This is a genomic window from Stenotrophomonas sp. 89682_Sma (assembly GCF_056481405.1).
Genome location: NZ_CM151147.1, coordinates 1,510,197 through 1,521,890, shown reverse-complemented (window position 1 = coordinate 1,521,890; position 11,694 = coordinate 1,510,197). Strand labels below are relative to the sequence as shown.

Sequence of the window (11,694 nt, the reverse complement as noted above, 5' to 3'; positions counted from 1 at the left end):
CCCCGGAGATCCACCGATGAAGCTTCCGACCCTGGCCACCGCGCGTGGCCAGCTGGACCGTCTCGCCCCGTGGTTGGCCCCGCTCGGCCTGCGCCTGCTGCTGGCCTGGGAATACTTCGAATCCGGCCGTGAGAAGCTGCACGGCCAGAACTGGTTTGCCGACCTGCAGGATGCCTTCCCGTTCCCGTTCGACCAGTTGCCGAGCTCGCTGAACTGGCAGCTGGCGACCTGGTTCGAACTGGTCGGCGCGGCCTGCCTGCTATTGGGCTTCGGCACGCGTTTCGCCGCCGCCAGCCTGCTGGTGCTGACCGTAGTGGCCACCTATGCGGTGCATTGGCCGATGGAGTGGAACTCGCTGGCCGACCTGGCCATGGGCTACGCGATCACTGACCAGGGCTTCGGCAACTTCAAGCTGCCGGTACTGTTCATGGCGATGCTGCTGCCGCTGATCTTCACCGGCGCCGGTAGGCTGAGCCTGGATGCGTGGTTGGCGCGGAGGTCTCCCTCGGCCAAGCCTGCGCGGCCAGCAGTCCGGTAGATGCCGACCTTGGTCGACACACGCCCGCGCAGGGAACGCATGCACCGAAGGCTGGCCGGGCGCTCAGGGTCGCTCTGCTAGAATTCACGGATGAATGACCCCACCCCCGCACCTGCCGCCGCCTCCGATTCCGCAGTCCCCCAGGCGCAGCGCGCGATGTCACAACGCTTCCGCGGCTTCCTGCCGGTGGTGGTGGACGTGGAGACCGGCGGCTTCGACAGCCAGCGCAACGCCTTGCTGGAAATCGCCGCAGTGCCGATCGAGATGGACGAGAACGGGCTGCTCTACCCCGGCCAGACCGCCAGCGCCCATGTGGTGCCGGCCGAAGGCCTGGAAATCGACCCGAAGTCGCTGGAAGTGACCGGCATCATCCTCGACCATCCGTTCCGGCTGGCCAAGGAAGAGAAGGCCGCACTGGACCACATCTTCACCCCGGTACGCGCGGCGATGAAGAAGTACGGCTGCCAGCGCGCGATCCTGGTCGGCCACAACGCCCATTTCGACCTGGGCTTCGTCAACGCCGCGGTGGCCCGGACCGGCCACAAGCGCAATCCGTTCCATCCGTTCAGCGTGTTCGACACCGTCACCCTGGCCGGCATCGCCTACGGGCAGACCGTGCTGGCGCGTGCCGCCACCGCCGCCGGGCTGGGCTGGGATGCGAACGAAGCGCACAGCGCGGTGTACGACACCGAACAGACCGCACGCTTGTTCTGCACCATCGCCAACGCCTGGCCGCGGTGAAGCGTCCAACGGCGGAGCCCCTCGTGGCGTGAAGCAAATCAGCGGTCGGGCCGGACAAGGTGGGTTCGCGGGGGACGCCGTGAACCCGTCCCTGGGGGCTTAGCCGCACTTCTCTGGTGGGTGCCGACCGTTGGTCGGCACCGCCGGTTGGTACGACAACACCAGTAGATCCACGCCATGCGTGGATGCGATCAACCAATACTCGTACGATCGCGGCCGTCGCTCTTGGCGCGGTACAGCGCGCGGTCTGCACGCTGGTACAACAGCGCCGGGGTGCGGTCATCGGCATCCAGTTCCACCAGGCCCGCACTGAAGGTCACGCGCAGGCCCGCTACTCCGGCCCAGTCGGGGTGGTCATGGAACAGGCCACGCAGGCGCGCGCACAGCTGCGCGGCTTCTTCCAGGCGGGTGTCGTTGAGCAGCAGCGCGAACTCCTCGCCACCGGTGCGCGCGGGCAGGTCCGAGTCGCGGCAGGCCGCGGCGATCAGTCGGGCCACCTGCACCAGCACAGCATCGCCAATGCTGTGGCTGTGCCGGTCGTTGACGTCCTTGAAGTGGTCGATGTCCAGCACCACCAGGCACAGCGGGTGGCCGCTGCGCTGTGAGCGGGCGAAGTCGCGCGCCAGCGTTTCGTCGAAGGCACGGCGATTGGCCAGCCCGGTCAGCGCATCCTCGCGCGCCTGCCGCTCGAAGGCCTCGGCCTGCCGTGCAAGGCGCTCGGCCAGTTCGGTCTTTTCCTGGTTCAGCGCCTGCAGGTGCACGGTCTTGGCCTGCAGGTCGAAGGTTGCCTCGTCCACGCGCCGTGCCAGGCGCAGGTTGCTGGCCTTCAGCTGCTGCAGCAGCAGGCGGTACAGCACAACCAGCCCGGCCAGCAGCAGCAGCCCGCCCAGCATCTGCACGCTGCGGCGCTGCCACCAGAACGGCTCCACCGTGAAGCTCCACACGGCTTCCTGCTGGCCCCAGGCCCCGCCCGGATGCGCCGCCGACACGTGCAGAGTGTAGTCACCCGGAGGCAGGCCGACGAACTCGACGCTGCGCTGCGGGCCGCGCTCGACCCAGCCGGTGTCCAGGCCATCCAGCCGCGTGCGATATCGGATCCGGTCCGACATCAGGTAGCTCAGGCCCACATAGCTCACCGCCAGACGTCGGCCGCCGGGAATGTAGTTGCGATCCGGGCCCTCCCAATGCACGGGGGCGCCATCCACCTGCACGCTCTCGATCGCTGCAGGCGGTGAAGGACGCTCACGGAAACGCTGCAGGCGCTGCGGGTCGACGGTGCTCAGGCCACCGGCGGTGACCACCCAGAACGTGCCGTCCTGGCGCAGGATCGCCGAGGGTCCGGAGCTGCCGTTGGCCTGTGCGTTGGCCATGCCGTCGATCTCGTTGTAGCGCTCCACCACTACGCGCGGTGCACGACCATCGGCCACGGCGTTGAGGGTGGCCATGTCGGTGCGCAGCACGCCGCGGTTGCTGCTGATCCACACATTGCCCAGACGGTCCGGCACCAGCTGGAACACCGCATCCACCGGCATGCCCTGCTCAAGACCGACGCGTGCCAGTTTTCCGTCGAGCCAACGGTACAGGCCGCGGTCGCTGCTGATCCACATCGCATCGCCCAGCTGATGGAAGCCGAACACGCTGCGGCCCCCGCCCATCGGTGCCAGGTCGATCGACTGCACGTGGTCGCCACGCAGCACGCGGATTCCCTCGATGGTGCCGATCCACAGGTTGCCCTGGTGATCGTGCTCAAGCGCGGTGATCAGGCCACTGGGCATGCCCACAACGTTTGATACCTGCACGCGGTCGCCGTCGATGCGTACCACGCCCTTCTGCGTGCCTGCCCAGACCACGCCCTGCGGGTCCACGCTGATCGCGCGGATGTTGCCGCCCGGCATGCCATCGGCGGCGGCATAGTTGTGCCGCAGCCGGCCATCGCGGCCAAGACGGTAGACACCATCGCCGAACGTTCCGACCCACAGGTCACCGTCCGGGCCCTGCGCCAGGCTGAGCACCGAAGGTGCCTTGCCGCCGCGGTTGTGCAGCGGCATTGCGCGGAAGCGGCCATCAGCGGTCTGCAGATCCAGACCACTGGCACTGCCGACCCACAACTGGCGGTCGCGGTCCTCCAGCACCGTGCGCACATAGTCGCCACTGAGGCCATCGCGCTCGGTGTAGCTGCTGAACAGGGTTTCTCGCAGGCGGTACAGGCCACCGTTGGCCCCCACCCAGATGCTGCCTTCGGCATCCTCGCGCAGGCTGACAACGCGTCCGCCCGGCAGGTTCAGGCCGGCCGGCAACCGCTCCAGCCCATGCGCCGAGATCCGCAGCAGGCCCTGGTTCTCGGTTCCCAGCCACAGGTCGCCGTGGCGGTCCTGCAGCATCGAGGTCATGTGCAGCTGGCCCGGCAGGCGGTGCACCAGCACCAGCTGGTCGTCCTCTACGCGGTACAGGCGCTCGCCGGCGACGATCCACAGCGCGCCATCCGGAGCCCGGTACGGCCATGACAGGCCAGTGCCGGCACCCAGACCCCACGCCGCGGGTGCGCGCTTGAGCACGCCGTCGTTGTCGCGCAGCACCAGCCCGTCCAGCGTGCCAACCCAGACCCGGTCCTGCGCATCGACCACCAGCTTGGTGAAGCTCATCGCCATCGGCAGGTCGGCCGCCGGTGCCTGGTAGACGATGCCCTTGTCCGGCGTCAGATAGCCGATGCCCTTGCCTTCGTACAGCAGCCACAGGCGCCCCTGGCTGTCCATCTGCATGGACTGGATCAGCACCTGCGGGGTGTCGGCCTGATGCTCCCAGACCCGCCACTGGCCGTCGTTGCCGCGATGGCTGACATTACCGCGCGAATCACTGATCCACAGCCCACCCTGCCGATCGACCAGCAGTGCGCCGATGCCGTTGTCGCGCAGCCCCGGGCGGGTGCTGCGGTCGAACACGGTGAAATCCAGGCCGTTGTAGCGCACCAGGCCTTCCCAGGTGGCAAACCACAGGTGCCCCTCGGGGGTCTGCGCGATATCGCGCAGCGAGTTGTGCGGCAGGCCATTGCGCGAGGTCCACACATCGATGGCGTAGTCGCGCAGGGTCGGTGCTCCCTCCTGCGCGGCCAGCGGCAGCGCCAGGACAAGCAACAGCCACAGCAGGCCGCGCCGCAGCGCCTGCCTGGCTTTCGAAACGCGGCGCTCCACCCAGCACCCGTTGTCCCCTGGCCTGCCCATCAGCTCGGCGGCAGTGGCCGGTGGCGGCTGCAGGGCATGGCAGCAAGCGGGAACGACCGGGCAACGCGGAAAAGCGTGCCGGCAGGAACAGGCTGACTCATCGGGGAGAAACTGGGGAGATGCGCAGATGATAGGCCAAACCCTGGCCCCGGCGTCATCACCGTGCGGCCGGCAGGCTCAGCCGGCCCGGCCTGGCGGCACCACCTGTGCACTGGCCGGCCACTGCACTACCGCCTCCAGCCCGCCTTCGGCGCGGTTGCGCAGCCACAGCCGCGCGCCATCCTTCTCGGCCAGGGCGCGCGCGATGGTCAGGCCCAGACCGGCGCCGCCGGTTTCGCGCGAACGCGAGGTCTCCACCCGCACGAACGGATCGAACACGGCTTCCAGCTGATCCTCGGCCAGGCCCGGGCCATCGTCGGACACCATCGCCGTGATCGCGCCGCCGCTGCGCTCCACCCGCACGCGCACGCGGTGGGCATACATCACGGCGTTGTCCACCAGGTTGGAGAACAGCCGGTGCATGGCCAGCGGGCGCAGCATCAGCACCGCACCGGTGCCACCTTCGAAGACCACGTCGGCACCGCCCTCGGCGGCGTCTTCCACGATGCTTTCCAGCAACGAATCCAGATCCAGCGCGGCGCGCTGCTCGGCGCTCTCGGCGCTGCGGGCCAGCTCCAGGCCTTCGCGCACCAGTGCCTGCATCGCCGCCAGATCGCCGATCAGGCGTTCGCGCAGCACCTCGTCGCTGACGTTCTCCAGGCGCAGGCGCAGGCGGGTCAACGGGGTCTGCAGGTCGTGGGTAATCGCCGCCAGCATCTGCGTGCGTTCGGCCAGGTGCCGCTGCAGGCGGTGCTGCATGGCATTGAAGGCCTCGGCGGCGCGCTGCACCTCGCGCGGGCCGCGCAATGGCAGTGGATCGCGCTGCAGATCGTCACCGAGATCCTCGGCGGCGGCCGCCAGCTCCTGCAGCGGCGCGCTGGCCATGCGCGCGACGATGTAGGCCAGCACGGCGATGGCCAGCACCAGCAAGGTCAGGAACCACGGGTCCACGGCCAGAATGCCGTTGTGGGCCACCGCCGGCGAATCCAGCGCCAGCTTCAGCAGCGTACCGTCGTTGAGCGTCACGTCGACCGCGCGGCACTTGGGCGGAATGAAGGCCGGATCACGCTCACGCGGATGCCGCCGGTGCCCCGGCGGCGGTGGCGGCAGCAGATCCTGCAGCTTGGGAATGCAGGAACGGAACGAAGTGAAGTGCACGTGCGCGCGCGACACCGGGCCGGGCCGGTCATCCAGGACTTCCATCAGTGCGGTATCCGCCCGCCCCAGGCGCGCGCCAGGCTGCAGCGCACGCACGCTGGGCCCACCGACCTCAAGCAGGCGCTCACGCAGTTCGGGATTGCCATCGAGCAGGTTGACGTAGCCCTGCAGGCGGTCGGCAATGCGGTTCAGGTTCTGCCGCTCGAACTCCTGCTGGCGTTTGGAGGTAGCCAGCATGGTCGCGCCGATCGCAGCCACGCTCATGCCCAGCAGCAGGATGACGAACAACCGCCCGACCATCGAGGACAGGAAATGGCGCAGGCGCTTCATGGCGGCCTATTCCAGGTTCACCGAGGAGGCCAGTACGTAGCCTTCGTTGCGCACGGTCTTGATCAGGCCATCCGGGCCACCATCATCGCCCAGCTTGTTGCGCAGGCGGCTGACCTGCAGGTCGATCGCGCGGTCCTGCGCCTCATAGTTGCGGCCACTGCTGAGCGCGACCAGCTGCTCGCGCGACAACACCTTGTTGGCATGGGCGATGAACACCCGCAGCAGGCGGAACTCGGCGCCGGACAGCACCACCACGCGATCATCCGGGTCCACCAGGTGGCGATGCTCCAGATCGAACACCCAGCGCGAGAAGCGCGCACGGCGCACCGCCAGCGGCTCCAGGTTGGCCGGCAGCGCCTCGGTCCGGCGCAGCACGTTGCGGATGCGCGCCAGCAGCTCGCGCGGTTCGAACGGCTTGGCAAGGTAATCGTCGGCGCCCATTTCCAGGCCCAGCACGCGGTCGATCGGCTCGGCACGCGCGGTCAGCATGATCACCGGCGTGTTCGAGCGCGCACGCAGGTCGCGGCACAGGGTCAGGCCATCCTCGCGCGGCAGGTTGAGGTCGAGCACGATCAGGTCCACGTGCTCGCGGTCCAGCAGCTGGCGCATGGCGGTGCCATCGGCGGCGGTGCTCACCTGGTAACCGGCACGGCCGAGCTGCTCGGCCAGCAGGGTGCGGATGTCGTTGTCGTCGTCGACGATCAGCAGTCGATGCATCGTGTTTTCAGTCTCCATGTCGCGATCATCCCGTGTCGGCAGCTGAACCGCATCCGGGGCAATGCGTACCAGTGTATCCAGCCGCGGGCGGGATACCTCTGGTTACGCGTATTCACCGACAGTGTTACATAGAGACATACCCCGAGGATTGAGCCGTCCATCGCCCGGTCTTCACAATGCCCACCAACGCCGCCACCGCGGCCCCGAGAGTGAAGCCACGACGTGACGTTCCGCCTGTTGCCCGCGACCCGCCGGGGTCGCCTGATACTGATCGCCCTGCTTGCCCTGATCGTTGCCGTGGCCGCCTGGTGGCTGCTGCGCAAGCCCGCCGCCCCGGCCGTGGCGACCACCCCGGTCAGCCGCGGCGACATCGAACAGACCGTGGATGCCACCGGCGTGATCGACGCCTACAAGCTGGTCAGCGTCGGCGCGCAGGCCTCCGGCCAGATCAAGTCGCTGAAGGTGCAGCTGGGCGACACAGTGAAGGAAGGCGACCTGATCGCCGAGATCGACGCCACCACCCAGCAGAACCAGGTGCTCAACGCGCAGGCCTCGCTGGACCAGGTCACCGCCCAGCGTGCCGTGCAGCAGGCCACCCTGCGCCAGGCCGAACTGGAGTTCGCGCGCCAGCAGCAGATGCTGGCCGCCGAAGCCACTTCGCGCCAGGAATATGATGCCGCCGAGGCCCAGCTGAAGACCGCCCGCGCCCAGTTGCAGTCCTACGAGGCGCAGATCAAGGGCCGCCAGACCGAACTGGGCACCGCCCGCGCCAACCTGGCCTACACCCGCATTACCGCGCCGATGGATGGCACCGTGGTGGCGGTGGTGGCCGAGGAAGGCCGCACCGTGAACGCCAACCAGACCGCGCCCACCATCGTGATGCTGGCTCGGCTGGACGTGGTCACGGTCAACGCCGAGATCTCCGAGGCCGACGTGGTCAAGATCAAGGCCGGCATGCCGGTGTACTTCACCACGCTGGGCGACCCGGACCGCAAGTACCACGCCACCCTGCGCCAGATCAATCCGGCACCGGCCTCGATCGCCAACGAGAACGCCTCCAGTTCCAGCAGCTCGTCCAGTTCCAGTTCCAGCAGCGCGGTCTACTACAACGCACTGTTCGACGTGGAAAACCCGGACGGCACGCTGCGCATCGACATGACCGCCCAGGTCTCGGTACTGCTCAGGCAGGCCAAGAACGTGCTGATGGTGCCGGCGGTGGCGCTGGGGCCGAAGCGCCGTGGCAATGAGCGCATGGTGCGGGTACTGGACGACAAGGGCCAGCCGCAGCCGCGCAAGGTGACGGTCGGCATCAACAACGGCGCCTCGGCCGAAATCCTGTCCGGGCTGAAGGAAGGCGAGCGCGTGGTGGTCGGCGAGGCCAATGCGGCTGCGGCCGGTGCCGGTAGCGGGAACCGTGGCGGCATGCAGATGCGGGTCGGCGGCCCGGGCATGGGTCCGCGCCGATGAGCACGACGGCGCCGCTGCTGCGCCTGCGCGACCTGCGACGCGAATTCCCGGCGGGCGATGACGTCATCGCCGTACTGCGCGACGTCAACCTGGATATCCACGCCGGCGAGATAGTGGCGATCGTCGGCCAGTCCGGCTCGGGCAAGTCGACGCTGATGAACATCCTCGGCTGCCTCGACCGCCCTACCCGCGGCAGCTACCAGGTGGCTGGCCGCGAAACAGGCCGGATGGAGCCGGACGAACTGGCCGAACTGCGCCGCGAACATTTCGGCTTCATCTTCCAGCGCTACCACCTGCTGGGAGACCTGGACGCGCGTGGCAACGTGGAAGTCCCCGCGGTGTATGCCGGCAGCCCTGGCCCGGTGCGCAACGCGCGGGCCGAGCAGCTGCTGCAGCGGCTGGGCCTGGCTGACCGCATGCACCACAAGCCGGGCCAGCTGTCCGGTGGCCAGCAGCAGCGCGTGTCGATTGCACGTGCCCTGATGAACGGCGGCGAGGTGATCCTGGCCGACGAACCCACCGGCGCGCTCGACACGAAATCCGGCGAGGAAGTGATGGCGATCCTCGGCGAGCTGCACGCCGAAGGCCACACCATCATCATCGTCACCCACGACATGAGCGTGGCCGAACACGCACAGCGCATCATCGAGATCCGCGACGGCGAGATCATCGCCGACCGCGCCAACCCGAACGCACCGACCTACCGTGCGCAGCGCGAGGCCAGCACCGGCGTCGCCCGCGGCAACAGCTGGCGGGCGGCCCGCGACCGCTTCACCGAAGCGTTCCGCATGGCACTGCTGGCAATGAACGCACATCGGCTGCGTACCTTCCTGACCATGCTCGGCATCATCATCGGCATCGCCTCGGTGGTCTCGGTGGTGGCGCTGGGCAATGGCTCGCAGCAGCAGATCCTGCAGAACATCAGCGCGCTCGGCACCAACACCATCGACGTCTATCCGGGCCGCGGCTTCGGCGACATGCGCTCGGCACGCGTGCAGACGCTCAAGGCCAGCGATGCCGACGCCCTGGCCAAGCAGAGCTACGTGGACAGCGCCACCCCGAGCGTGTCGACTTCGGTCACCGCGCGCTACCGCAACCAGTCGTCCACCGCGCAGGTCAGCGGTGTCGGCGAACAGTTCTTCCGGGTCAAGGGCGTGACCCTGCTCAGTGGCAGCTTCTTCGACAGTGACGCAGTGAAGGGCCTCGGCCAGGTGGCGGTGATCGACGAGAACACCCAGACCCAGTTCTTCCCCGATGTCGACCCGGTCGGCCAGGTGATTCTGCTCGGCAATGTGCCGGCGCGCGTGGTCGGCGTGGCCAAGCGCCAGAGTTTCGGTTTCGGCGGCAGCACCAGTCTCAGCGTGTGGGTGCCGTATACCACGGTGATGTCGCGCATGCTCGGCCAGAGCCACGTCTCCAGCATCACCGTGCGCGTGGATGACAGCACGCCGATGGATGCGGCGCAGGAAGCAATCACCCGCCTGCTGACCCTGCGCCACGGCACCGAGGATTTCTTCCTCAGCAACAGCGCCGAAATCCGCCAGACCATCGAACAGACCACGCGCACGATGACCCTGCTGATCGGCGCCATTGCCGCCATCGCGCTGCTGGTCGGCGGCATCGGTGTGATGAACATCATGCTGGTATCGGTGACCGAGCGTACCCGCGAGATCGGCGTGCGCATGGCCGTGGGCGCGCGGCAGAGCGATATCCGCCAGCAGTTCCTGATCGAAGCGGTGCTGGTATGTCTGCTCGGCGGCGTGCTCGGCATCGGCCTGGCCTTGCTGTTGGGCTCGATGATCGGCCGCTTTGCCAGTGACTTCCAGGTGCTGTTCTCCACTGCCTCGATTGTTGCCGCGTTCGCCTGTTCGACCCTGATCGGCGTGGCGTTCGGCTTCCTGCCCGCGCGCAATGCCGCGCAGCTCGACCCGGTCGAGGCCCTGGCCCGCGAATGAAGATGATGACCCGATTGTCCTTCCCTGCTCCCTCGCGCCTGCTGCTGGCCGGCGCCGTCCTGCTCGCGCTGTCCGGTTGTGCGTCGATAGGCCGCTACCCAGTACACGACCCCGATGTGGCAGCCACCTACGGGCGCGGCGATGCCGCGCTCAATGCACCGGCCGACGACCCGCGCAGCAGCTTGGACACACCGGGCCGTGACATCCGCCAGGACACATGGTGGACCGGTTTCGGCGATGAGCGGCTGGACCGTCTGGTGGCGCAGGCGCTGGCCGCCAACAGCGACCTCGCTGCCGCCGGCCTGGCCGTGCAACGCTCACGCCTGCAGGCTGGCCTGGCCAGCAACGCGCTGTGGCCGCAGCCTTCGTCGTCCGGCGTCAGTGGCAGCGCCAGCCGCGCCACTGACCAGGCTGATGACTGGCGCCGCAGCTATTCCACCGGCGTTTCGCTGGGCTGGGAGGTCGATCTGTGGGGCCGCCTGCGCACCCAGCGCGACATCGCCCGCTGGGAAGCCGAGGCCAGCGAGGAAGACCGGCAGAACACCGCGCTGCTGGTGATCGGCGACACCATCACCCAGTACTGGAACCTGGCGTATCTCAACCAGTCCATCGCCACCGGCCAGGCCAACCTGGAGCGGCTGGAGCGCACCCGCGACCTGGTGCAGGCCCGCTTCGACGCCGGTGCGGTATCGCGCCTGGAAGTGCGCCAGGCGCTGCAGAACCTGCAGTCGCAGCGTTCCTCGCAGAGCGCGCTGGAACAGCAGCGGGTGGAGGTGCGCAATGCACTGACCGTGCTGCTGGACGGCACGCCCTGGCCGCAGCAGGACGAACCGCAGGACCTGCTGGGCGCACGCAGCCCGGGGATCAATGAAGGCCTGCCGGCCGACCTGCTCGGCCGCCGTCCCGACCTGCGCGCGGCCGAACTGCGCCTGCGCAACAGCCTGAAGACCATCAAGGTGACCGCCACCCAGTACTACCCGGCGCTGAGCCTGACCGGCAGCCTCGGCTCCAGTGCAACATCGCTGGGTGACGTGCTGCGCAACCCGGTGGCCACGCTGGGCGCCGGCCTGTCGCTGCCGTTCCTCAACCTGCAGCGCGCGCAGCTGGATACCGACATCGCCGGCACCAGCTATCAGATCGCCGCGACCAATTTCCGCAAGACGCTGTACACCGCGCTCTCGGAAGTGGACAACGCGCTGTCGGCACGCGAGCAGCTGGCGCGCCAGGTGGCGGCCTCGCAGGCGTCGTACGACGAAGCGGTGGAAGTGGAGCGCGCGCAGGAAGTGCGTTACCGCGTGGGTGCCACCGACCTGCGCACCTGGCTGGAAGCGCAGCAGACCCGGCGCGATGCCGAGCTGTCGCTGGCGCGCGTGCGCCAGGGGCAGCTGAACAACGACGTGACCCTGTTCAAGGCACTGGGCGGCAGCGCGGGGTGAGGCGGCAAGGGCGCCAACCCAGGTTGGCGACTACC

At 68.4% G+C, this 11,694-nt stretch carries 8 protein-coding genes; 5 read left to right on the top strand and 3 right to left on the bottom strand.

The window, feature by feature from the left end; genetic code table 11:
- Positions 1-16 precede the first annotated feature (16 nt).
- Both ACZK29_RS07000 and rnt read left to right on the top strand, forming a co-directional pair.
- Complete coding sequence (locus tag ACZK29_RS07000) at positions 17-538, top strand: HvfX family Cu-binding RiPP maturation protein (RefSeq protein ID WP_459047492.1); 522 nt, start codon at positions 17-19, stop codon at positions 536-538.
- 156 nt (positions 539-694) lie between these two features.
- Complete coding sequence (gene rnt / locus ACZK29_RS06995; protein WP_005408782.1) at positions 695-1,279, top strand: ribonuclease T; 585 nt, start codon at positions 695-697, stop codon at positions 1,277-1,279.
- A 191-nt stretch (positions 1,280-1,470) separates the two neighbouring features.
- Here rnt and ACZK29_RS06990 read toward each other — a convergent pair whose 3' ends face one another.
- The 3 genes from ACZK29_RS06990 to ACZK29_RS06980 form a co-directional block, all read right to left on the bottom strand.
- On the bottom strand, positions 1,471-4,497 hold the full coding sequence (locus ACZK29_RS06990; protein ID WP_111204182.1) for a ligand-binding sensor domain-containing diguanylate cyclase: 3,027 nt from the start codon (positions 4,495-4,497) through the stop codon (positions 1,471-1,473).
- Positions 4,498-4,674: 177 nt separating this feature from the next.
- The gene (locus ACZK29_RS06985) at positions 4,675-6,084 is read right to left on the bottom strand and encodes an ATP-binding protein (RefSeq protein WP_049428723.1); all 1,410 of its coding nucleotides are present in this window, start codon (positions 6,082-6,084) and stop codon (positions 4,675-4,677) included.
- Positions 6,085-6,090: 6 nt separating this feature from the next.
- Entirely contained in the window at positions 6,091-6,819 is a 729-nt protein-coding gene (locus ACZK29_RS06980; RefSeq protein ID WP_005408779.1) for a response regulator, read from the bottom strand.
- A 204-nt stretch (positions 6,820-7,023) separates the two neighbouring features.
- Here ACZK29_RS06980 and ACZK29_RS06975 point away from each other — a divergent pair, with 204 nt between their 5' ends.
- From ACZK29_RS06975 to ACZK29_RS06965, 3 genes are read left to right on the top strand one after another with little or no spacing between them, the layout of a single operon-like run.
- The gene (locus tag ACZK29_RS06975; RefSeq protein ID WP_459047491.1) at positions 7,024-8,268 is read left to right on the top strand and encodes an efflux RND transporter periplasmic adaptor subunit; all 1,245 of its coding nucleotides are present in this window, start codon (positions 7,024-7,026) and stop codon (positions 8,266-8,268) included.
- On the top strand, positions 8,265-10,223 hold the full coding sequence (locus tag ACZK29_RS06970) for a MacB family efflux pump subunit (protein WP_478446836.1): 1,959 nt from the start codon (positions 8,265-8,267) through the stop codon (positions 10,221-10,223). The genes ACZK29_RS06975 and ACZK29_RS06970 overlap by 4 nt, the downstream gene beginning before the upstream one ends.
- Positions 10,220-11,659: a TolC family protein gene (locus ACZK29_RS06965; RefSeq protein WP_111204185.1), complete on the top strand. Its 1,440-nt coding sequence runs from the start codon at positions 10,220-10,222 to the stop codon at positions 11,657-11,659. The genes ACZK29_RS06970 and ACZK29_RS06965 overlap by 4 nt, the downstream gene beginning before the upstream one ends.
- The last annotated feature ends 35 nt before the right edge of the window (positions 11,660-11,694 follow it).